Annotated in this window: 27 protein-coding genes; 19 read left to right on the top strand and 8 right to left on the bottom strand. The window is 71.0% G+C overall.

Translation table 11 applies throughout. The features are described 5' to 3' along the window. Positions 1 to 28 precede the first annotated feature (28 nt). The 10 genes from ACIQIB_RS11505 to ACIQIB_RS11460 all read left to right on the top strand — a co-directional run bounded on the left by ACIQIB_RS11505 (position 29) and on the right by ACIQIB_RS11460 (position 6,414). Positions 29 to 652: a hypothetical protein gene (locus tag ACIQIB_RS11505; RefSeq protein WP_400757678.1), complete on the top strand. Its 624-nt coding sequence runs from the start codon at positions 29 to 31 to the stop codon at positions 650 to 652. Between the two features lie 128 nt (positions 653 to 780). Next, on the top strand, positions 781 to 1,203 hold the full coding sequence (locus ACIQIB_RS11500; RefSeq protein ID WP_400757677.1) for a head decoration protein: 423 nt from the start codon (positions 781 to 783) through the stop codon (positions 1,201 to 1,203). A gap of 1 nt (position 1,204) precedes the next feature. Continuing rightward, complete coding sequence (locus ACIQIB_RS11495) at positions 1,205 to 2,260, top strand: major capsid protein (protein ID WP_400757676.1); 1,056 nt, start codon at positions 1,205 to 1,207, stop codon at positions 2,258 to 2,260. Beyond that, the gene (locus tag ACIQIB_RS11490; protein WP_400757675.1) at positions 2,260 to 2,556 is read left to right on the top strand and encodes a hypothetical protein; all 297 of its coding nucleotides are present in this window, start codon (positions 2,260 to 2,262) and stop codon (positions 2,554 to 2,556) included. The genes ACIQIB_RS11495 and ACIQIB_RS11490 overlap by 1 nt, the downstream gene beginning before the upstream one ends. A gap of 32 nt (positions 2,557 to 2,588) precedes the next feature. Beyond that, positions 2,589 to 3,050, top strand: coding sequence for an XF1762 family protein (locus tag ACIQIB_RS11485; protein WP_400757746.1), 462 nt, complete (start codon positions 2,589 to 2,591; stop codon positions 3,048 to 3,050). 77 nt (positions 3,051 to 3,127) lie between these two features. Then, the gene (locus ACIQIB_RS11480; RefSeq protein ID WP_400757674.1) at positions 3,128 to 3,457 is read left to right on the top strand and encodes a hypothetical protein; all 330 of its coding nucleotides are present in this window, start codon (positions 3,128 to 3,130) and stop codon (positions 3,455 to 3,457) included. Beyond that, positions 3,454 to 4,260, top strand: coding sequence for a hypothetical protein (locus tag ACIQIB_RS11475; protein WP_400757673.1), 807 nt, complete (start codon positions 3,454 to 3,456; stop codon positions 4,258 to 4,260). The genes ACIQIB_RS11480 and ACIQIB_RS11475 overlap by 4 nt, the downstream gene beginning before the upstream one ends. Positions 4,261 to 4,645: 385 nt before the next feature. Then, positions 4,646 to 4,798 (top strand): hypothetical protein, encoded by a 153-nt coding sequence (locus ACIQIB_RS11470; protein ID WP_400757672.1) that lies wholly within the window; start codon positions 4,646 to 4,648, stop codon positions 4,796 to 4,798. A 142-nt stretch (positions 4,799 to 4,940) separates the two neighbouring features. Next, entirely contained in the window at positions 4,941 to 5,405 is a 465-nt protein-coding gene (locus ACIQIB_RS11465; protein WP_400757671.1) for a hypothetical protein, read from the top strand. Positions 5,406 to 5,592: 187 nt separating this feature from the next. Beyond that, the gene (locus tag ACIQIB_RS11460) at positions 5,593 to 6,414 is read left to right on the top strand and encodes an SAM-dependent methyltransferase (protein WP_400757670.1); all 822 of its coding nucleotides are present in this window, start codon (positions 5,593 to 5,595) and stop codon (positions 6,412 to 6,414) included. A gap of 22 nt (positions 6,415 to 6,436) precedes the next feature. Here ACIQIB_RS11460 and ACIQIB_RS11455 read toward each other — a convergent pair whose 3' ends face one another. The 5 genes from ACIQIB_RS11455 to ACIQIB_RS11435 all read right to left on the bottom strand — a co-directional run bounded on the left by ACIQIB_RS11455 (position 6,437) and on the right by ACIQIB_RS11435 (position 9,854). Next, positions 6,437 to 7,408: a Scr1 family TA system antitoxin-like transcriptional regulator gene (locus tag ACIQIB_RS11455; RefSeq protein WP_400757669.1), complete on the bottom strand. Its 972-nt coding sequence runs from the start codon at positions 7,406 to 7,408 to the stop codon at positions 6,437 to 6,439. A gap of 112 nt (positions 7,409 to 7,520) precedes the next feature. Next, positions 7,521 to 7,757, bottom strand: a complete 237-nt coding sequence (locus tag ACIQIB_RS11450) for a DUF397 domain-containing protein (protein ID WP_400757668.1) — start codon at positions 7,755 to 7,757, stop codon at positions 7,521 to 7,523. A 474-nt stretch (positions 7,758 to 8,231) separates the two neighbouring features. Beyond that, entirely contained in the window at positions 8,232 to 9,083 is an 852-nt protein-coding gene (locus tag ACIQIB_RS11445; RefSeq protein WP_400757667.1) for a DUF5753 domain-containing protein, read from the bottom strand. 29 nt (positions 9,084 to 9,112) lie between these two features. Then, complete coding sequence (locus ACIQIB_RS11440; RefSeq protein WP_400757666.1) at positions 9,113 to 9,637, bottom strand: DUF6879 family protein; 525 nt, start codon at positions 9,635 to 9,637, stop codon at positions 9,113 to 9,115. Continuing rightward, positions 9,609 to 9,854 (bottom strand): hypothetical protein, encoded by a 246-nt coding sequence (locus ACIQIB_RS11435; protein WP_400757665.1) that lies wholly within the window; start codon positions 9,852 to 9,854, stop codon positions 9,609 to 9,611. The genes ACIQIB_RS11440 and ACIQIB_RS11435 overlap by 29 nt, the downstream gene beginning before the upstream one ends. Before the next feature lie 327 nt (positions 9,855 to 10,181). Between ACIQIB_RS11435 and ACIQIB_RS11430 the strand changes: the two genes are divergently transcribed. The 3 genes from ACIQIB_RS11430 (at position 10,182) to ACIQIB_RS11420 (ending at position 11,992) form a co-directional block, all read left to right on the top strand. Continuing rightward, the gene (locus ACIQIB_RS11430) at positions 10,182 to 10,883 is read left to right on the top strand and encodes an ASCH domain-containing protein (protein ID WP_400757664.1); all 702 of its coding nucleotides are present in this window, start codon (positions 10,182 to 10,184) and stop codon (positions 10,881 to 10,883) included. 75 nt (positions 10,884 to 10,958) lie between these two features. Continuing rightward, complete coding sequence (locus ACIQIB_RS11425; RefSeq protein WP_400757663.1) at positions 10,959 to 11,627, top strand: YdcF family protein; 669 nt, start codon at positions 10,959 to 10,961, stop codon at positions 11,625 to 11,627. A gap of 128 nt (positions 11,628 to 11,755) precedes the next feature. Continuing rightward, positions 11,756 to 11,992, top strand: coding sequence for a DUF397 domain-containing protein (locus ACIQIB_RS11420; RefSeq protein WP_400757662.1), 237 nt, complete (start codon positions 11,756 to 11,758; stop codon positions 11,990 to 11,992). 46 nt (positions 11,993 to 12,038) lie between these two features. On the opposite strand, the gene ACIQIB_RS11415 is transcribed toward ACIQIB_RS11420, so the two are convergent. The 3 genes from ACIQIB_RS11415 to ACIQIB_RS11405 form a co-directional block, all read right to left on the bottom strand. Beyond that, a complete protein-coding gene (locus ACIQIB_RS11415) occupies positions 12,039 to 12,257 on the bottom strand; it encodes a DUF397 domain-containing protein (RefSeq protein ID WP_400757661.1) in 219 nt (72 codons plus the stop codon). 140 nt (positions 12,258 to 12,397) lie between these two features. Continuing rightward, positions 12,398 to 12,607 (bottom strand): DUF397 domain-containing protein, encoded by a 210-nt coding sequence (locus ACIQIB_RS11410; protein ID WP_400757745.1) that lies wholly within the window; start codon positions 12,605 to 12,607, stop codon positions 12,398 to 12,400. A gap of 5 nt (positions 12,608 to 12,612) precedes the next feature. Continuing rightward, entirely contained in the window at positions 12,613 to 13,458 is an 846-nt protein-coding gene (locus tag ACIQIB_RS11405) for a helix-turn-helix domain-containing protein (protein WP_400757660.1), read from the bottom strand. 434 nt (positions 13,459 to 13,892) lie between these two features. Between ACIQIB_RS11405 and ACIQIB_RS11400 the strand changes: the two genes are divergently transcribed. From ACIQIB_RS11400 to ACIQIB_RS11375, 6 genes are all read left to right on the top strand, one after another. Beyond that, positions 13,893 to 14,537 (top strand): ATP-binding protein, encoded by a 645-nt coding sequence (locus ACIQIB_RS11400; RefSeq protein WP_400757659.1) that lies wholly within the window; start codon positions 13,893 to 13,895, stop codon positions 14,535 to 14,537. Positions 14,538 to 14,775: 238 nt separating this feature from the next. Then, positions 14,776 to 15,282 (top strand): hypothetical protein, encoded by a 507-nt coding sequence (locus tag ACIQIB_RS11395; RefSeq protein ID WP_400757658.1) that lies wholly within the window; start codon positions 14,776 to 14,778, stop codon positions 15,280 to 15,282. 366 nt (positions 15,283 to 15,648) lie between these two features. Then, positions 15,649 to 16,866 carry a methyltransferase, FxLD system gene (gene fxlM / locus ACIQIB_RS11390; protein ID WP_400757657.1) on the top strand — a complete coding sequence of 406 codons (1,218 nt, stop codon included), beginning with the start codon at positions 15,649 to 15,651 and terminating at the stop codon, positions 16,864 to 16,866. A 48-nt stretch (positions 16,867 to 16,914) separates the two neighbouring features. Further along, complete coding sequence (locus ACIQIB_RS11385; protein ID WP_400757656.1) at positions 16,915 to 17,082, top strand: FxLD family lanthipeptide; 168 nt, start codon at positions 16,915 to 16,917, stop codon at positions 17,080 to 17,082. A gap of 99 nt (positions 17,083 to 17,181) precedes the next feature. Then, positions 17,182 to 20,244 carry a lantibiotic dehydratase gene (locus ACIQIB_RS11380; RefSeq protein ID WP_400757655.1) on the top strand — a complete coding sequence of 1,021 codons (3,063 nt, stop codon included), beginning with the start codon at positions 17,182 to 17,184 and terminating at the stop codon, positions 20,242 to 20,244. After that, complete coding sequence (locus ACIQIB_RS11375; protein WP_400757654.1) at positions 20,241 to 21,440, top strand: lanthionine synthetase C family protein; 1,200 nt, start codon at positions 20,241 to 20,243, stop codon at positions 21,438 to 21,440. Before ACIQIB_RS11380 ends, ACIQIB_RS11375 begins: the two co-directional genes overlap by 4 nt. Positions 21,441 to 21,445 lie beyond the last annotated feature (5 nt).

Genomic DNA, 21,445 nt, shown 5'->3' with positions numbered 1-21,445 from the left:
GGGGCGCTCGCTGTTGCGGAGGAATCCGATGACTGCCCCCCTGCCCCAGGCCGCCCCGCCCGCCGGTGACCCGGCCGCACCGCAGACCCCGGCCGCCACCGACCCCGGCAGCGCCCTCATCACGCAGGACACCCTTGCGCGGCTCCTCGCCCGCGAGAAGGACCAGGGCTCCCGCGCCGGCGTCCGCAAGCTCGTCACCGACCTCGGCTTCGCCGACGGAGCCGCACTCCAGGCGTGGGTGGAGGCGCAGCGCACCGCCGAGCAGGCCGCCCTCACCGAGGTCGAACGCCGCGAGCAGGCCGCAGCCCAGCGCGAGCAGGTCGCCGTCCAGCGGGAGCAGCAGGCCCTCCAGCGTCTCCAGCAGGCCGTCCGTCACGCCGCGCTGAGCCGCCTCGGCGCGGCCGGTGACAACCTGGACGACGCGATCCGTCTCCTCGACGTACCCGACGACGCCGACCAGCAGGCCGTGGCCGACGCGGCGAAGGCCCTCGCCGACCGCCGCCCGGAGCTGTTCGGCCCGGCCGTGCCGCCCGCCACCCCGCCCGCGCCGAGCGGTTCCCCGGCCGGAGGGCCGCCGCCGCGCGGCCAGGCCCCCGCTACCAGCTCCTTCGGCACCGAGATGGCCAAGCGGCGCGGCTACCTCACGTCCTGACCGGACACCTTGATCGTCTGACCCGGCAGTGAACCGGGACCAGGGGACCACGCCCCTCCCCTCCGACGTGGACGGCACCACCAGCAGGTGAGTGCGTGACCGCCAGCTCCAGAAGGCGATCACACCCCTTGACCGTCCAGCCGATCACCACCACGGCGAACTACGCCCACGGCCGACCGTGGCTCGCCAGCCTCCACGGCACCGACCAGACCGAGACCGTCACCATCGACGCGTCGAAGCTCGTCGCCGGCACCCACTACGTCGCGTCCACCGACCCCGCCCAGCCCTACAGCCGCGTCCTGTCCGGCGTCCCTCTCGGCAAGATCACCGCGTCCGGCCTGTACGGGCCGTACGACCCGGCCGCCGCAGACGGCCGCCAGGTCCTCGTGGGCCTGGTGCTTGACGAGGCCCTGTTCGCGCCGGGCCAGCCGAAGATCCCCTGCGCGCTGCTGTGGCACGGCTCCGCCCGCGCCTCCAAGATCCCCGGCGGGATCGACACCACCAAGATCACGGCGTCGCCCGCCGGCGCCCTGATCCGCTGGGGGGCCTGACATGTCCCTCCAGGACCTCATCAAGGGCGTCAGCGCCGCCGATCTCACCACGTTCGCCCGCGCCATCCCCACCCCGGCGGATTTCCTCCTCACCAGCACGGTGTTCCCGGCGTCGGTCGTCCCCGAGGTGAAGTGGCGGATCCGCAGCACCGGCCGCCGGGTCAACACCGCCAAGTACCGCGCCTACGACTCCAGCGTGGCGTTCGCCGAGCGGACCGCGTGGGAGACGACCCGCGAAGGGCTGCTGCCCGCCCTGGGCCAGAAGTTGATCGTGGGGGAGCAGCAGCAGATCCTCCTGGAGCAGGCGCACGGCGCCGACCAGGACCGGCTGCTGGAGCTGCTGTTCGACGACGCCGAGCGGCACATCGAGGCGATCCGCTCGCGGCTCGAACTCGCCGCGGGTGACGTGCTGGTGGACGGCCGCTTCACGCTCGACGCGGCCACCGAGAACGGGCTGAGCATCGAGGTGGACTTCGGCGTCCCGGCCGGCAACATGCCGGTCGCGCCGAAGCCGTGGAGCGATCCGACCTCGGACCCGCTCGCCGACGAACTCGGCTGGCTCCAGTACCTGGACGACCTCGGCGCACCCGAACCCGAACTCGTCATCACCTCCAAGCGGGCGTTCAGCCACCTCGCCCGCAACAACGCCTACCGGGCCGCCTACTACCGGAGCGTCAACCCCTCCAACACCCCGACCCGCACCCTCACCGTCGCCGAGGTCAACGCCGTCCGCAACGACTACGGCCTGCCGCCGGTCACCCTCTACAAGGCCCAGGTCAACGTGGACGGGACGGCGACCAAGGTCCTCCCGGACGACCGGTGGATCATGCTGCCGCCGGACCGCGCCAAGTGGGGCCAGACCATCTACGGCGTCACCGCCGAAGCCCTGGTCCTCGCGCGCGGCACCAACCCGGAGATCGTGAAGGAGGACGCCCCCGGCATCATCCTCACCCGCGGTGTCCAGGACGACCCGGTCCAGATCTGGACCAAGGGAGCTGCCGTCGCCATGCCCGTCCTCCACACCCCGGACTGCCACATCGTGGCCAAGGTGCTGTGATGGCACGCCGACTCGCCTTCGCCGTCCACCTGGAGGACCCCGCCACCGGGGACCGCCTCGTGCTGCTGCCCGACGAGATCCCCGTCCGGGAACTCGCCGAGCTGATCACCCACCCAGGCGCCTGGCACCCCGACGACGGGGACGACCCGGACCCGGAAACTGGCGACGACGGCCCGGCCGACAGCGAGGACGGCCCGGCCGACGACGAGGAGGACGACCCCGCCCCCGACGCGGACGGCCCGCCGGCTTCCAAGGCGGCCCGCACCCGCAAGACCCGGGCGACCGCGACGGAGTAGCCGTGCCGTCCGCTGACCCGCCGACCGGCCGGATGGCGATCGTGCCGCTGCCGTTCAGTACCGCCAGCGACTACGTCAATCAGATCCACCGCAGCCACCGCGCCCCGCAAGGCCACAAGTTCTCGCTGGGCGCGGTGGCCGCCGGTGATCTGGTCGGCGTCGCCATCGTCGGCCGTCCCGTCGCCAGGGCCATGGACGACGGCCTCACCGTCGAGGTCACCCGCCTCGCCACCCCAGGCCACCCGAACGCCTGCTCGTTCCTCTACGGGGCAGTGTGGCGCGCCGCCCGGGCCCTGGGCTACCGGCGGGCGATCACCTACACCCAGCAGGGCGAGAGCGGCGCCAGCCTCCGGGCGGCAGGGTGGCGCAACGCCGCCGACTGCCGCGCCCGGCCGGGCTGGGACACCCCCTCCCGCCCCCGCACCAGCCACGGGACCGAGCAGATCCCGCGCACCCGGTGGGAGATCACCCTGCCCACCCACCCGACCCGCTGACCCCGACTCGGCGACCGGCGCCCAGCCATCACGCTGCGGGCGCCGGTCCCGTCTGACCGACGAAACGGAGCCCGCCCGTGGACCCCGCAGCCCTGGCCTGGCTCCGCGCCCAGCTCGGCCCCACCACCGACACCGCTGACCTCACCGAACGCCACGCCCGCCTCGGCACCGCCCGCGCCGTCGCCCTCGAAGTCCTCGCCGAACGCCGCGCCGCCCTCCTCGCTGACCCCCTCCGGCTGGTGGTCGACGGCGTCGTCACCATGGACCGCAGCGCCAACCTCACCGGCCTGGAACGCCAACTCGCCGAACTCCACGACACGCTGGGGCCCGACGAGACCGTCCCCGGCGGCGACACCGCCCTCCAGTTCGACATGAGCGTCCTGACCCCGGCCCGCCGCACCCGATGAGCGACATCCCCGAAGCCGACGCCGAGCAGGCCGCCGAAGACCTCGGCGCGGCCTGGCAGCCGCTCGCCGACGCGCAAGCCGCCGTTCTCGCCGCCCTCGCAATAGGCCGCCGTACCGCCCGTCTCGCGTCAGCCCTCGCCGCGTTCGCCGACGCGATCCGCAGCTTCCACCACACCGTGGACGCGGTGATCGGCGACTTCGCGCACCGCGAGGTCGCCCGCCTCTACGAGGAAGCCGCCCGCGCAGCCACCGCCGGCATCGGCCGCACCTTCGAGTGGACACCCACCCACCAGGACACCCTGAGGGCCCTCACCGCCGACACCTACAGCGATCTCCTCCGGCGCGCCCAGGAGACCGTCCGCACCTCCGGAGCGTTCTACCGCGCCGCCCGCGCAGCAGCCCGACACGACCTGCCGCTCCTCAACGTCGACCCAGGCGGCACCCGGGCCGCCGCCCAAGCCCTCGCCGACCGCCTCGCCGCGACCTACCGCCTCGACCGAGTCATCTACCGCACCGGCACCCGCATGCCCGTCCAGGCGTGGGCCGAAGCCGCACTCCGCACCCGGGCCGCCGTCGCCACCAACACCGGCACCCTCGCCGTCGCCCGCGAGTACGGCATCACCCACGTTGAGGTCTTCGACGGCTACGACTGCGGCTGGACCAGCCACCCCGACCCCGACAAGGCCACCCGCACCCTGCGCACCGTTGAAGACGCCGCCGAGTGGCCGATCTCCCACCCCCGCTGCACCCGCGCCTTCGGGCTGCGCCCTGATGAAGAGGACCGTGGAACCGGGGAACTGTGACCAGTCCCGAGTGTGTGTGCGGTACCGAACCGAGCTTCGAGAGGGCGCCCTCTTCTGAACGCCTTTGATCGCCGTGACGCCGATTCGGCTCTCTGTTCGGCGTCAGTGTGTTCGGTGAAAACGGGGAGGATTGCGTGGCGCCTTCCAGGGCGACCGGGGACCGTCGGGCGCGCTACGTTCTTCGCATCGGCCCACCCCGCTCCGGGGTCGCCCCGCCCGGTGTCTTCAGCACCGGACGAGGCTGTCAGGCCAGCCATGGAGGTAACGCCTACCTATGTATGACCGACCCGCTTTCGGACGGGCTCTGCCCGAGGTGTTCGCCCACGCTAGCAGGGGCGACGGTGCCTTCGCGGGATTGCGCGGAGCGTCTGCCTCCCGCGGTGCGGTGCAGCTGCACGCGGTCCTCGCCCCGTTGGTGCTCGTGTGGGCGGTCGTGTCGCCCACCGAGGCGGAGTGGACGCGCGCGGTGCTGATCCTTGGTGTGCTGAGGATGTGCCGCAGCACCGGCTTCGAGTGGGTTCGCTTCCGCCGGTTCTGAGCCCGACGCAGGTCGGTCCGGGTGCCGGTGGGCACCCGGACCGACCGCCGCGTATCGCGCTTCCACGCGCCGCAGCATGCGCCGTCGCGCCCCCGCGTGTCCTCCTTCCACGCGCCGACGTGCGCGCCTTCTGCCCCTCTGCATGCGGCAGGACACATCCCTCCCGACATCGACGCCGAACGGAGCACTGGTGGCTATATGCCTCTGCTACGCCGCCTTCGTCGAACTGAACCACGGCCACTACAAGATGTACGCGCGAGCGCGTCTGGGTGATACCGGTCTCGCCGAGCGGGTCGTCGTGCTCGTTCTGCGGCGGACGGAGGCGAACTGGGAGCGGGCGCTGCGTGACGATCCTGCGGCGTTCACCTGGCGCGCACTGTGCGAAGCCGTCACTGCGGCGCGCACACTCGCGCCGACCGTGCCCCCGGACCGCCTGCACCGTGTCATGCCCGACCAGGCGGCCGACGCCGCGCTGCTGCACGACCTCCTCGGCCTGGAGCCGGCTGCCGCGGCCGCGTTGATGGGGCTGGACGAACCCGCCGTCCATGTCCAGTTGAAGGCTGCACGCCGCTGGCGTGGCGGGCGGGCCGAGGCCGGAGGCGCCTGACAATCCGACATACGTTCCCGAGCGAGCCTGGCCGACCACCTACGCCCCTGGTCGGCCGGGCACTTCGCCATGCTTTCGCCACCTTCACCCTCGCGTGTGGTTTCGGCACTTCGGAACGCGCCCTAGTATGACGCGACGTCACAATTGCTCGGCGGCGCCTAAGTTCGCATCACGCAGGGGGTAGCGGGTGAACCGGAACGAAGCCGATTGGCAGGAGCCCATTGACAGGGTCAGGCCAAGCGCGGCTCGGATGTATGACTTCCTGCTCGGAGGAAATCGCAACTACCCGTCCGACCGTGCGGCGGTCGACGAGTTGCTGAAGACCGCGCCGAGCAGTCGCGAACTGGCGCTCAACAACCGCAGCTTCCTGATAAGGGTGGTCAGACACATCGCCCGGCACTACGGGATCAGGCAGTTCATCGACCACGGCTCGGGCCTGCCAACCCAGAGCAACGTCCACGAGGTCGCCGAGTCCGTCCATCCGGACGCGCGAGTGGTCTACGTCGACAACGATCCGATGGTCCTCGGCTACGGCCGGGCGGTGCTGGACGAGAGCCCGAACGCGGTGATCCTCAACGCCGACATGGCGGACACGCCCGCGATCGTGGCCGGCCTCAAGGGGCGGATCGACCTGACTGAGCCGGTTGCTGCTCTCTTCGTCTCCGTGCTCCACTGCGTTCCCGACCGGGGCAACGGCGACCCGAAGGCGATCATCGAGCGCACGGTGGACCTGCTGGTCCCCGGCAGCGTCGTGGTGGTCTGCCAGTTGGTCAGCGACGACGCCGCGGTCCGCGACGCAGTGACGGGGCTGATGCAGCAGCAGACCGGTGGCAAGTGGGGGCGCGTGCGCACGGAAGCCGACGTCCACGACTTCTTCGACATCGACAGGCTCGTTGTCGAGCCCCCCGGCCTGATGGACGTCACCGACTGGCACCCCGATGCCCAGGCCCCCGCCCGGCAGGAGACCCTGGAGTGGATCGAGTTCGGCGGGCTCGCGCGCGTCGTCTGACGCGCCCGGCCCGGCTCCGCTGCTACAGGCGGAGCTGGGCCTCCAGCAGGGCGTTCTCGATGAGGCGGCGGCTGTCCCGGTACCCGGGGGCCCTCATGAGCACGTTGTCGATGAGATCGTCCAGGTCCACGTAGTCGGGGTCGTCGGCCTCGGTGATTCCGGGCAGCGAGCCGCGGTGGAAGGACGCCGTGCGCCCCGTCTCGCTGTAGATCACGTCGGGGACCGCGTCCAGGAGCGACCTGCGGAAACCCAGACGCGCCAGGGTACTCACCGGGACGGCCAGGGGAGCCCGTGCAGTCATCACCCGGATGCCGACGGGCAGGGCCCGGTTCTCCACGATGTCGAGCAGCTTCTGCAACTGGTCGATCAGGACCCCGGGGTGGCCGAAGTCCGCGTAGAGCACGGCCTCCTCGATGAAGAACCGGCCCTTGGGTCGGTCTGTGACCAGCCGCCCCGCGAACCGGTATCGGCGCTCGGCCCGAAGGCCGACGATCACGTCCTGCAGCCCGGCGTCCTTCAGGCTGGCCGGCAGGGTGTAGTTGGTGACGAGCTTGGAGTACGCCTCGGTCTGGAGCTGGCCGGGGATCGCGTTGCGGTCCACCACGAAGAACTCGGTCGCCGACTCCTCCAGCGAGGTCAGCCGGAGCATCGAGTCGGGCACTACCTCGCGGTGCCCGCTGCGGAACCTCGACGCCCAGCCCTCCTTCGACGCCTCGAACGCGAGGGCGGTCAGCTGGTCGTGGTGGGTGCCCGGCGCGATGTCCAGGGCGTCCAGGATGATGGACACGATGTGCGGCTTGTCGATCCGCACCTCGCCGCCTTCGAGGCGGCTGTAGAGCGACCTACTGACCCGCCCCCCGGTCGCCTCCACCACCTCGCTCTGCTTGCGGCGCCCGCGCGCGACCTCCAGGTGGGCGCCCAGGATCAACCCGGCCTCCGCCCACGGCCGGTCCGCGCGGCCCCCGCGCCCGGAATTGAATGTCTCGACGGCCATCGGGCCCCCCAGTGCTTTATCCCAACCATTGAGCTATCCGGATGAGTTTTACACAAGGGGGCCCGACCGTCACACCAATCGGCTAAGACGGGAATCAGCCGTCAGCTGAACGTCAGGCGGTCAGGTGATCGAATTCACCGTTGCGGACGCCGTCGAACAGCGAGTCGATCTCGGCGCGGGTGAACACCAGGGCCGGACCGTCCGGGTGCCTGCTGTTGCGGACCGCCACCGCACCGGTGTCCAGCGGCCGGAGCTCCACGCAGGACCCTGCCTGCACGCTACGCCTGGCCTTCTGCCACGGCCCCGTCGCCTCGATGGTGTCCGCCGCGACGCCGTTGAAGATCTCCATGACGAGCCCTCCTCCATGATCGAACGACACTCCACTCCCATTGGTCGTATCAATGGGAAGCCCCCGTCGGGAGGTTTGCGCAATCCCGTGCGGGATTGCGCAGACCGAGCGAGAAGAATCATTCACCCTCCACGGCGAGAAAGGCCATTACACGATCGAGTGAACGTCCATGGATTTTGCACATCTATGACGGAACTATGATCGGACCATTCAGTTCCTGCCCTGCCGTTCACCAGGAAGGCGGCTAACTGCCCTTCAGAACGGCTTCTTCTGTCCCTGCGCGACACGGGCGCAGGTGGGGGCATGTGCAGACCGCCCCAGGAAGTGCGGTGCGGTCCCTATCAAGATCGGCGGGGCCGTCGACTGCCGGGTCGGAGGGTGATCGGCTCGGTATGCCTCCAGTTCGGTCCGCCGCACCGGAGGAAGCCGGTGTCCACGGTGGCCTGCCGGAGGCTCCGAAGCCAGAGCAGGAGGTCACCCGAGGGCGTCTATGGCGGTGGTGATCAGCGTGCGCGCGGCGGCACCGTGGACCGCGAGCCCGGCGAACCGGGCGAACGCCTGGTTGTAGAGCGCGAGGTCACCGGGAGCGGTCACGGTGACCTGGGCCGACAACAGTTCGACTCCGGCCTGCCGGTCGTCGAAGAGATTGAAGGTCTCCACCGGCCACATCGTACGAGGGCCCGCAGTGAACGGGATGATGCCCAGCGACACCGACGGCATCGACATGATCCGGAGCAGGTGGCCGAGCTGCCCGGCCATCACTGCCTCGTCGCCGAGCCGGTACCGCAGGACGGACTCCTCGATAACCGCGACGAAGCGGCGCCCGCCCTCGAAGACGACACCGGAGCGAGTCAGGCGGGCTTCGACCGCGTCCGCCACGTCGTCCGGGGTCTGGCGGACATCGGCGACCGTGCGCAGCAGAGCGGTGGCGTACTCGCGGGTCTGCAGGGCGCCGGGGACGACGCGGGAGGAATAGGCGCGGAAGTGGCGGGTGCGGGTGTAGAGCGGAACGCGGGCCTGTTGGGCGTGGCGCAGTCCCGTGCGGGTGAGGCGTCGCCACTCGACGTACAGGGAGTCCGCGGCGCGGTTGGAGGCGATCAGGTCGTCGGCCTGGTCATCGGCGTCGCAGGCCCGGCACCAGGCACGGATGTCGGCGTCGGCGGGGGCCGCCTTGGCGTTGAGGATGCGGGAGGTCTTGGCGGCATGCCAGCCGCAGCGGGCGGACAACTCCCCGCCCTTCAGGCCGGCGTCGCGCATCAGCTCGCCGAGACGGGCGGCGAGGGCAACACGGGCTGCCTGGGCGCTGGAGGACGGGGAGGTCGGCATCGTTGCTGTGGTGATTGGTGCGTTACGGGTCAGACGCTGTACTTCTCGTGCGGCACGGCCCGCTGCCAGACCGTCTCGAAAGCCGCGGCGCACAGCGTGGCCACGGCCGGGTCGTCACTGAACGACGGGCCGGCGGACTGGCCTTCGCCGGTGAAGTGGTTGAACCTCACCAGCTTGCCGTCGAACAGCCAGAAGTCGTTGCCCGGCAGGGCGATGTCGGACGCCCGGCGCCGGGGAAGCCACCTGATGTCCTCGCCGGCGGCGATGTTCGTGAACGTCCCGGAGTGCTCGTACCTGATGTACTCCGACACGGGCTCGGAGACGATCCGCGCGCGCCGGACCTCAACACCGCGGGCCACGGTCTCCTGGATCTGGGTGAGCCACGGCCTCCACCAAGCTGCGCGGTCGGCCGGATCGTAGCGGAAGCCGTCCCGCCACGCAGCGAGGGCCTCCGCCTCCTTCTCGACGCTGTAGGAGTCGCGCATCTCCAAGTGCACGGCGGTGAACCGAGCAGCAGCCAGCTGCTCAGCGAACGTCGGTCCCGTCGGCGGCATCGCACGCCTTCCTCAAGATCGGCACCATGCGCTCCGGCAGCCGGACCACATCCTCCGAGTCGGGGATGCTACCGGTCTCCAGACACGCGGTGCGCAGTCCGTCGCTGGCCTTCCAGCCCTGGACGACGATCTCGCGGGTTTCCTCGTCGAACCAGACTGTCGGGCACTCATCGTCCCCGGTGCTGGGGTCGATCCCAATGAGTCGTAGCCTCTTCATACCAGCCCTCCATCGCAAGCCAGTTGCGCAGATTTGCTCGACGATTCCCCACTGAGTGGTCACCGTCAAGGGCGTGGTGGGGAGTTCGGACCCCGTCCGACGGTCTCTGGCCTGTCCGCAGCGCGTTGGTCGTCCGCTCGCCCCCGAAGGGGCCGCGATGTCCGGGCGGCACCGGTCGACATCGCATGGGAGCGCAATTCTGCGCAAAATTCTGGCACCGTCCGCAACCGCCCCGCTACGGTCAATCACGCCTTGAGACGTGGAACACGGCTGCGAGCCCGCTCCCGCCCAGCCTCTTCCGCACCGCGACCGCACAAGAAGGAAGCGATGACCACCACGACCGCGCTTCACCCCGTGACCCAATGGGACACCGTGGCCCAACTCGTCAGCTGGCTGGACGCCAACGCCACCCTGCCGCCCGAGCAGGAACAGCTGATGCGCATCCTCAAACTCAGCGAAGAGGTCGGCGAGGTCAGCGAAGCCATCGCTGGCGTCCTCTCCTCCAACCCGCGCAAGGGCCGCAGCCACACCGAGGCCGACGTGCAGGCCGAGCTGTGCGACGTGATCCTCACCGCCATGGTCGCCCTGCGCAGCCGCACCCCCGACGCGAACGACGTCTTCTGCGCGCACCTCGACCGGGTCGCCCGCCGCTCCCTGCCCGACTACCGAGGCCCGGCCAGGATGCACGACCTGCACCTCCTGCCCGAGTACCACGCCCTGGTCGCCAGCGGTGCCAAGACCGTCGAGGTACGCACCGCCAGCCCGACCAAGAACCTGATCCGCCCCGGCGACCGGATCGACTTCCGCACCGACCACGACCGGCCGGTCACCTGCGAGGTCATCCGCGTTAGCCACTACCCGGACTTCTCGGTCCTCCTCAACGAAGAGGACCCGGCCGCGATCAACCAGGCCACCGACCGGGCCGGCACCCTTGCCGCCCTGCGCGGCATCTACCCGCCCGACAAGGAGCAACTGGGCGCCCTTGCCATCGAGATCGCCCTGCTGGCCACCGACCACCCCGACCGGTAGCAGGCCGTACAGCGCCGGTGCGCCCTGGCCGCCGCAATCCCGGCCCGGACGACCTACCGAACAGAACGGACGCACATGGGCCACCCACCAGGGAACACGCTCACCGCCGAGCAGCGGAACGACGCACTTCTGCTCTGGCACTACCAGCAGATGCGCCACACCCTGCGGCCGTGCACCGTCGCGATCGGCCTTGGGACACACGACCTCGGCGTTGCAGCCGAGGCGGCCAACCTGTACCTGCGCGGCTTCGCGCCGCGGATCGTGTTCACCGGCGGGCCGAACACCTCCCGCCCGGACGCCTTCCCCCGCGGCGAGGCCACGCACTTCGCCGAGCACGCCGTCGCGCTCGGCGTACCGGAGTCCGCGATCCTGCGCGAGCTGAACGCCCGCAACACCGGGGAGAACATCACCTTCTCCCGGGACCTCCTCACGGACGCAGGCGTCCAGGTCCGGTCCGTGCTGCTCGTCTCCACCCCGTACATGGAGCGGCGCGCCTACGCGACCTGCCGCAAGGTCTGGCCGGCGGTGGGCATCGTGTGCGCATCGGCCAGGACAGACCTGCACAAGTACCTCGAAGCAGTCGGCGATCACCGGCTGGTGATCAACAGCATGGTGGGCGATGTCCAACGTGTGATCCAGTACCCGAAGCGTGGCTTCGCGGAGCCCCAGCCCGTTCCAGAGGAGGTTCGAGATGCCCTCCAGCGACTCATCACCGCAGGGTTCGATCAGCGACTCGTGGCCTGACGAGAGCCACGCCGTATTCGTCGCCCCGCGCCGGACAGTGCCGACACTGCCGCGCCGCGCAGGGATACTGGCGGGAGCCCGTACCCACGCGGGCCAAGTCGACAGCACCACCACGCAGGAGGCCGCCAGTGCCCGAACCGTCCCGCCCGAGCCGCCCCCCGAAGCCCCGCGACCTCGACCTCACCGGGGCCCAGTGGCTGGCCGCGCCGGACGCGCCCGAAGGCCCGCAGATCGCCTTCGTCGACGAGTACATCGTCATGCGGCACGGTGCCGACCCGTCCGTACCACCGCTGGTCTTCGACCAGGACGAGTGGAAGGCATTCCAGCAGGGAGCAGCGGCCGGCGACTTCGACCAGTTGCCCTGACCTGCCCGGCCTGGCCCCCCAACGGCCCGGCCCGCACCAGCCCCGTTCAGGCGGTCGGCACCAGGCGCCCGGCGGCGACCGCAGCCACGAACGCGCCGAACACCCCAGCCGGGTGCAGGTGCGTTGGCCCGTGCGGGTCCTTGCTGACCCGGATTGCGACGGTGTCGGCCAGCTTCCCGCACTCCACGCAGTTTTCGTTTCCGCCGTTCGCAGAAGCCCTTCTCCAGGACGTGGGGAGGGCAGAGGCGATCAGGTGGGAGGTCATGGTCGGCTCCTCAGCAGCTGCATGGTCGGGCGGCAGGGTGTTCACGGTAACGCGGTCACCTCCGCCGCGACAGGCGGCGCGAAGAACGCCGTACGGCCCGCCACCCCGCGGAGGTGTCGGGCCGGACAGGGCCGTTCTATTCAGGCGACCGATGCAAGCCTGTTCCCGGCGACTGCGGCCAGGAAGGCATCGAAGGCCGCCTTCGGGTGAACGTGGGCGGGGCCATGCGGATTCTTGCTGTCTCGGACGGCGACGGCCCCAGTGAGGTTGGCGCACTCGACGCAGTCGCCGTTGCCTCCGCTGAAGCTGGATTTCGTCCACCTGACCTGCAAGGTTGTGGAGTCTGGCACGATGCTCACTTCAACTTGTCTTTCTGCTCAGTGATGAAGTTGATGGACTGGTCGACGGGCCAGGCTTCGGCAGCGATCTCGCGGAACGCCCTGTCGAAGACGCTCACCCGCTGCGGGTCTTCCACCCACTCGCTGCTCAGCAGACCTTCGAGCAGGACGACGTCGAGATCACTGCCAGGGAAGCCAAGGATGGAGAAGGGCCCGTTCATTCCCTGGTGGACCCCAGTCTCCGAGGGCATCACCTGGATGGTGACGTTCGGGAGGACGGCAAGTTCCAGCAGCTTCTCCATCTGCCCGCGCATGGTTGGTGCTCCGCCGACGAGGCTTCGGAGGGCAACTTCGTGGATGACCGCCCACACCTCCAACGGCTTGGGCTGGGTGAGTACGGCCTGTCGCTCACGGCGCACGCGTACCCTCGCCTCGACATCTTCGGACGATGCGCCTATGGCCAGCCGGCCGATGGCGGCTCGTGCGTAGTCGGCGGTCTGCAACAGCCCCGGGATGAGCTGAACCTGAAAGGTGCGGAACGAGGCCGCTGACGACTCCAAGCTGATCTGGTCCGCCAGCCACGGCGCCAGCACGTCCTGGTAGTTGAACCACCAGCCTCGCTTGTTACCCTCTCGCGCAACTGCCACGAGTGACTCGCGGAGTTCGTCGTCGCACTCGTACGCGCGGGCGAGCTTCTCGACATCGGCAGGCTTGGCGGGCGTCTTGGCCAGCTCCACCCGTGACAACTTCGCCGGGGTGAGGCCGGTGAGGAGTTCGACAGCCTCCAAAGTGAGGCCGCGCTTCTCGCGGATCGCCCGTAGCTGGTTGCCGAGCTGGCGTTGCCGAACTGTGGCCTCCGCCATCGGCAGTACCCCCTTCTCACGTTTGATCCGTCAGGTGGCCAGTTTGCCTCCTGTGGACCGGTACTTGCTAGCCCGGCCGAAGCCGAGTGTGCGAGCCAACATGTTCGAAATGAGAATTCTCAAAGTCTGCCCAACGGCTTGCGCTGACATTGGCTCAGCTGTCATCCTCGTTGTCACGGATCGCAAGACAGCACCTCCGGGTGGTGACCGGCGATCCCGTTGATTGGGTACGCCTAGACCTAGATCGGCACCGTCCAGGTTGCCGAAGCCCGGGATGCCTTCAACCCGTGATCAGCACTTCGCATGAAGCCGCTCCCTGCCGAGCCGTGCCGCCCAGTGGCGCGGTCAACGAGCTGAGCGCGCTCTTGGCGGCCTCCGAGTCGTCACCGGATTCACCCCCAGCCGCACCACCACCCCGGCCCGGAGGATCTGCCATGCACCGCGTCTTACAGTTCACAACCCCGCTCAGAACCGCCTCACTCGGAGCGACCCGCGACAGACTCCTGCGCGAGGTCACCGACCTGGCCGGCATCAAGCTCGATGACGACCGGAAGTACGCGCTGCGCGTGTGTGCCTCGGAGGCAGTCGCCAACGGGATCAAGCACGGATTCGGTGGCCAGGCGGCTGATGGGAGCGCCGCACTGTTGATCGAAGCCGACATCGACAAGGACCGCGAGCGGCTTCGGATCACCGTCACGGACGGGGGCATGGTCGTGCCCTCGATGAACGGGCGCATGGACGACCCGGAGGCGACCTGTGGTCGCGGGCTTGGGGTCATCGCTGGCTACGCCGACGACGTCGGATGGGGCCAGCGCACGAACTCCGCCGGCAGCGTCATGGGCTGGAGCGTGTGGTTCGAACTTGAGGTGCAGACTTCGTCGGCTGCCGATCAAGCCACGGCTCACTCGCAGACGCGCCCGGACCGGCGGGACGACCTCGGACCGGGCGGGAGCATCCGCAGCCGCATCGCCGTGTTGACCGCCGCCGTGGCCGTTCGGCGTTCGAGGCCCCAGATCCGGATCGGCACCCTTGGCGCACCGCAGCGCCAGCGCGTCGAGAGGGGCAGGACCGCGGCGTGACCCGGACCGGGCCGCCCCGCCCCGGTCCGGGTCACGTGCTGGGAGTAGCGCGGAGACTCCTCCGCGCCCGCCCAGGGAAAGGCAGGACGGTCGGCGCGCTTCAGGGGCCGACGGTTTCACCCCGGCCGCGGGGCCGACTCCGGGCGCTCAGCGCCAGGTTCCACGGCGGCTTCAGGCACCGCCCAGTGCGCAGGCCGAGCACCGCAGCACCCCCGTCGATGAGGAAGGGCGAGTAGTCATGGCTGGCCGTGGTCGACCGGGAGGAATCTCCGATGATGCTGTTCGCGGCGGCTGGTGGCTGGCCCAAGCCAGCGGCGACACCGCTCGTGCGCGCCTGGAGTGGAGCCGAAGCAGGCTCGTCGAGATCCCTGTCGGCATCCACTTCGACGTCGTCCGGCTGCTGTCGCCTCAGCTGGGACGTGCCGCGATCGAGGATCTCCGGGCTTCCGGGCTGCCGCCCGGGCCGGTGATGCTGGACCACACCCGGCGCCACTACTACTGGCTTGTGACCGTCGAGTCCGACCAGGAATGGGGCATCCCCGAAGGCGAGTTGCTTGTCCGGCGGCCCGGGGGCAGAGCGCCGCAGACGATCCCGATGCCCGCCGTAGGCGCCGGCCGCGTCGGTGACCGGGAATGGCTGGTCGGGCCGGACGGCAGCGGCCTCCTCACCAGGCGAAGAGATCTCGCCATCGCGATCCGCCGCACCCGTTCCAGCCTGCGGCCCGCCGCCGCACCCGCCCCCTGAGTGCCTCCCGGGCATGTCCGTCTCCGAACGGCCAGGCCTGCCCCGAACTGCCGTAGCAGGCCTCCAAGCGTCACCGCTACGGCCCCCATGTCTCCCGCGGCTCGGGAGACGTGGCGGAAACACGGTCCGCGTGTCGGAGGGTGAACACGCGGCCCACCCGGCCTGCCGCACCCCCGGTGCGGCAGGCCGACCCCAGGACCGAACACCGCCTTCAACCGGCCCGCCCGCGACCAGAATCCGGGCTGACCGAAGGCGGCTCGCCGCAGTGTCCCCGGCCTCACCCGGAGACCGCCCGTGGTCGTGTATTCCAGGGACTGATCCGCCGCGTTGCGCACACCGCGGCCCCTACGACGAGGAGTTGCCACCATGTCCACCTTGCCGAATACCTCCGAGCCCCACGAGCAGCTGCGCTCGGCCATGGTCGACGCGCTGCGAGCCGACGGCACGATCCGCACGGACCGCGTGGCCGACGCCCTGCTCGCTGTGCCCCGGCACGTCTTCGCCCCCGAGGTGCCGCCGACCGAGGCGTACGAGCCGGTGCGCGCCCTGGTGACCAAGCGCGACGAGCACGGCGTCGCGGTCAGTTCCGTCTCGGCGGCGCAGATCCAGGCCCTGATGCTGGAACAGGCCGACGTCCACCCGGGGATGCGGGTCGAGGAGATCGGATCCGGCGGATTCAACGCTGCCCTGCTCGCCGAACTCGTCGGCACCGAGGGCGAGGTGACGACGGTCGACATCGACCCGTTCGTCACGGACCGCGCATCCCGCTTCCTCGACGAGGCCGGCTACGGCCGGGTGAAGGTGGTGCTCGCCGACGGCTCCGAGCCCGTGGACGGGGGGCCGTTCGACCGCACCCTCGTCACGGTCGGGGCCTGGGACCTTCCCCCGGCCTGGACCGATGGCCTCGCCGATGGCGGGACGATCACCGTGCCCCTGCGGATGCGCGGCCTGACCCGCTCGATCAGCTTCCGGCGCGACGGCGGGCGCCTGGTCAGCGTCAGCGCGGAGGTGTGCGGCTTCGTCAAGATGCAGGGCACCGGCGCGCACGATGAGCACTTGGTGCTGCCGCGCGGAACCAAGGAGGTCGGGCTGCGCTTCGACGAACTCGACCGGCCCGACACCAGTCGGCTCGCGGGCGTGCTGGAGACGCCCCGCGTCGAGCGGTGGACGCAGGTCACGGTCGGCAACCAGGAGCCGTTCGACTCGCTGTACCTGTGGCTGGCCGGCGCGCTGCCCGGCTTCGGTCTGATCTCCGTCGACCCCGAGTTGGACACCAAGACCGTCGCCCCGGCGAACAGGATGGCCTGCCCGCTCGTCGTGGACCGCGACAGCCTCGCCTACCTCGCGCTGCGCAAGATCGGCGACGAGCCTGCGGTGTTCGAGTTCGGCGCGCACGGCTTCGGCCCCGACGGTGACCGCCTCGCGGACCTGATCGCCGAACAGGTCGGCGTCTGGACCCGGGAGCACCGCACCGGCCCCGGCCCGGTCTTCACCGCCTACCCGGCCGGAACCCCCGACGACCAGCTCCCGGACGGGCCGGTCATCGACAAGCGGCACGTCCGGCTCGCGATCACCTGGCCGTGACCCGCGACCAGGCAACCCAGCACCACCAACGAAACAGGAGGAACCGTCATGACCCGCAACGTTGACGCGGCGACCACTCTGGCCGACGACTTCGACCTCGACCTGCAGATCGTGGAGGGCGCCGACCCCGTCGCCGCCCTGCTGCGCTCCACCGACGACAACTGCGGCAGCACCTGCGACGGCTCGGCGTGCGCCAGCGGCGGCGGCAACGTCTGACCGTCCCCGTCCCGTGTGACCCGAGGCCCGGCGTGCGGCTGCTGTGCGTGCCGCCGCACGCTGGGCCTCGCCCTTCCTGGATTCCGGAGGTGAACCCCCTTGTACCGCCTTGTTGGACCGGCTCTGATCCGCGCCGCCGCGCGGCCCGCCGACGCCACGCCGCGATGGCCCGACCTCGCCGACCGCACCCCCGCTGGCGCGGCGGCCTGGCGAGCCTGGTTGCGCTCGGCCTGGGCCGATTCCCAGCTGGTGGCCGCGATCGAGGCCGCGGCAGGGGAGCAGCTGACCGGCCGGGTGCACGCGGTGGTCGCGGGCCGCCCGATCGGCACCGCCCGGCTGCGTCGGCTGACGGCCACGGTGATGCACTACGCGCTTCGGGCCCAGGGCAGGGCGACCCCGTTCGGCCTGTTCGCCGGCGTCGCCGCCTGCCCGATCGGAGACAGGGCGGTAGCCCCGCTGTGGGGTGGAAGCCGGACGGAGGCCAGGGCCGACGCGGCGTGGCTGGCCGGCGTCACCACCCGGCTGGAGGCGCTGCTCGCGGACCGGCTGCTGGCGGTGGCCAACGACCTGCGCGTGCTGCGCGGAGAGCGGATTGTGCTGCCGGTACAGCCTCACCCGGCGGGCAAAGCCCCGGTCGAGGTCTCGGTGCGCGCCACCCGGGCGGTCCTCGCAGCCCTGGAAGCCGCCTCCGAGCCTGTGTCCCTCGGCACGCTCGTCGGCCGCCTCGCCGCCCGGTTCCCCAACGCGCACCTCGACCAGGTGCGGCTGATGGTCGGCGAACTGGTTCGGCAGCGGCTGCTGCTGAGCTGCTTACGACCATCGATGACCACCACCGATCCGCTCGGTCATCTCCTCGCAGCCGTTGCACGGGCCGGAGCGGACGACAACCCCGAGGTCGTCCGCATCACCGACGACCTCCGTCGGCTCCACGCCGGGTTGGACCGGCACAACCGGCTCGACACCCCCCAGGAGCAGCGGGCGGCACGGGCGGCGATCACGGTCCCCATGAGCGGCAGCCCCGAGGACGGCCCGCTGCTGATGGTGGACCTGCGGCTGGCCGCCGGGCCGGTGACGCTGCCCGCGCGGGTAGCCCGGGAAGCCGAACGCGCGGCCGAACTGCTGACCCGGCTCAGCCCGCACCCCGACGGAAACCCGGCCTGGCTCGCCTACCACGCCCGCTTCACCGAGCGGTACGGGCCCGGAGCCGTCGTGCCCGTCACCGAGTTGGTGAACCCCGACACCGGACTCGGCTACCCAGCCCGCTACCGCGACTCGCTCCTTCCCGAGACACCGGCCAGGCTCCGGCGTCGTGACGCCAGGCTGCTCGCGCTCGCCCAGAAGGCCGCAGTCGAAGGCGCCGTCGAACACATCCTGGACGACCGCACGCTGGAGGACCTGGCCCCCGCTCCCGCTCCGTCGGCGGTGCAGCCGCACTCGGAGCTCACCGTCCACCTGGCCGCCACCGACATCGAGTCGCTGGACGCCGGAGCCTTCACCGTGACTGTGGTGGCCGCGCCGCGCGCCGCAGGAACCACTACGGGCCGCTTCCTCCACCTGCTGGACGGCGCGGAGCGGGACGTCCTCGCGAAGGCGATCTCCCAAGCGCCGACACTGCGCGCCGACGCGCAGCCGGTACAGGTCTCCGTGCCGCCGCTGTTCACCCGCGTCGAGAACGTCGCCCGCACGCCGGCGCTGCTCCCGGTGCTGCCGCTCGGCGAGTATCCCGGCCCCGGCGGCGGCCCGCTGAAGGCGGACGGGCTGGGCGTGTGCGCGGACGAGCGTCGGATGTGGCTGGTCTCCCTCACCGACCGCCGTCCGATCGAGCCCCGCGTGCTGAACGCGATCGAGTTCCGGGCGCACACCCAGCCCCTCGCCCGGTTTCTGTGCGAGATCACAGGCGCGTTCACGCCCGTGTTCACCGGCTTCGACTGGGGCGCCGCCGGGAAGCTGCCGTTCCTGCCCCGGCTGCGCCGCGGGCGCGTCGTGCTCTCCCCGGCCCGCTGGAACCTCCCCTCCGCCGACCTGCCGCCCCGCCGGGCACCGTGGGGCGAGTGGGAGCGGGCCGCCCGAAGCTGGCTGGTGCTCTACCGAGTACCGGGCAGGGTGCAGCTGACCCAGCACGACCTGAAGCTCCCGCTCGACCTCGACCAGCCCGGTCACCTGGTCCTGCTGCGCGACCACCTCAACCAGCAGGCCTCCGCCGTCCTCACCGAGGCCCCGGCCCCCGAGGCGAACGGGTGGTGCGGGGACCGGGCCCACGAGATCACCTTCCAACTGCACTCCACCCGCCCGCCGCTGCCACCGACCCGGCGCCGACCGGTGCACGTCACCGGCCATCGCGACGGGCACCTGCCGGGAGCGTCCCGGTGGCTGTACGCGCGCCTGTACGGCAACCCGGCCCGGGTCGGCGAGATCCTCGCCCGCATGCCCGCCCTGCTGGGCCGCTGGGTGAACGACCCCGCCTGGTGGTTCCTGCGCCACACCGACCCCGAACCGCACCTGCGGCTGCGTATCGGGCTGCCTGATCCGGCAGCGTTCGCCCTGGCCGCAGAGCGGACAGGCGCATGGGCCGGCGAGCTTCAAGCGGCCGGTCTGCTGACCCGCCTCCAGCTGGATACCTACCAGCCGGAGACCGGCCGGTACGGAAGGGGCGCGGCGATGCGCCAGGCCGAGGAGGTGTTCGCCGCCGACTCCCGGGCCGTCCTCGCTCAGCTCGCCCACGCCGACCGGACGAAGGCCGACCCGGGCGCGTTGACGGCAGCGAGCATGGTGGCCATCGCCACCGCACTGCTCGGGGCCGACGCCGCAGCACGATGGCTGCTGGAACACGTTCCCCGCCACACCGACCACCCCCTTCCCCGCGCCGCCCGCAGCCTGGCGCTGGCTCTCACAGAGCAGCCCGGCGCCTGGCCCGCACTGGCGAACACGCTCTCCGGCCGAGACCTGATCCGCGCCTGGCGGGAACGCGCCGCAGCCCTCACGGACTACCGCCTCCTGCTCGACCAGCAGGGGGAGCTGGAGCCGGATGAAGTGGTCGGCGCACTGCTGCACGTCCACCATGCGCGGGCCATCGGCATCGATCCCGATCACGAGCGCGCCTGCCACCGGCTCGCCCGGGCCGTCGCCCTGACCCACACCCATGTCTCGGAGAGGGCCCGATGACCACCACCCGCGGCCGCAACGTATCCGCCACGCCCACCGACCCGTTCCGCACTCCGCCCGACAGCACCTCCTCGAAATGGGGACAGTCCCTGGCCAAGGGCGCTCCGGGTATCACCCTGCTGCACATCACCCGCGCCACCACCGGCGCCGGCGACTGGGAGACGGTGCATGCCTGGATCGCCGCCTGCCTGCGCCAACCGGTGCTCTCCACCCCGGGAACCGGCCTGTTCTTCGGAGCCCCCGCACTCGCCCACGTCCTGCGCGCGGCCGCAACCGCTGGCCCGCGCAGCTACGAGCGGCAGATCACCGCACTGGACGCGACCGTCGACCGGATGACCGAACGGCGGCTGGCCGCCGCCCACCAGCGCATCACCCAGCGGGACCGGCCGATCTTCGCCGAGTACGACCTCATCTACGGCATGACCGGCCTCGGCGTGACCCTGCGAGCCCGAGGCGACAGCCACCTGCTGCGCGACGTGCTGACCTACCTGGTCCGCCTCACCGAACCCCTGCGCGACCTGCCGGGCTGGTGGACCGACACCGCGCCCTCCGGCGATTCCTCACCGCACTACCCCGGAGGCCACGGCAACCTGGGTCTCGCCTACGGCATCACCGGCCCGCTCGCCCTCCTCGCCCTGACCTGGACTGAGGGAACCCGGGTCTGCGGCCACCGGGAGGCGATCGACCGGATCACCCACTGGCTCGACACCTGGCGACAGGACACCGGCACCGGACCGTGGTGGCCCGAAGCCGTCACGCCCGCCGAACACCGCTCGGGCCTCACCCTCCAGAACGGTCCGCTGCGCCCGTCCTGGTGCTACGGCACCCCCGGCATCGCTCACGCCCAGCACCTTGCCGCACTCGCCACCGGCGACCTGCCGCGCCGAGAGCTCGCCGAACACGCGCTCCTCGCCTGCCTGACCGATCCGCGTCAGCGGACCCGACTCACCGACGACACGCTGTGTCACGGCACGGCCGGGACACGGCTCCTCGCCCACCGGCTCGCTGCCCGCACCACCGACGCCACGACGATGGCCAGGCTGCACGCGGCAGCCGACGCGATCGCCACGCTCGACGTCGCCCCTGCCGAGGCGGGCCTGCTCGAAGGCGCGGCCGGCACCGCGCTCGCTCACCACACCCTGACCTTCGACCGGCCCGCCGTCATCAGGTGGGACAGCTGCCTGCTGCTGACGTGACCCGG

The sequence above is a fragment of the Kitasatospora sp. NPDC092286 genome (assembly GCF_044755565.1).
Classification (GTDB): domain Bacteria; phylum Actinomycetota; class Actinomycetes; order Streptomycetales; family Streptomycetaceae; genus Kitasatospora.
Note: the sequence above shows the minus strand (reverse complement) of the source record. Positions and strands in the feature narration are given on the sequence as shown.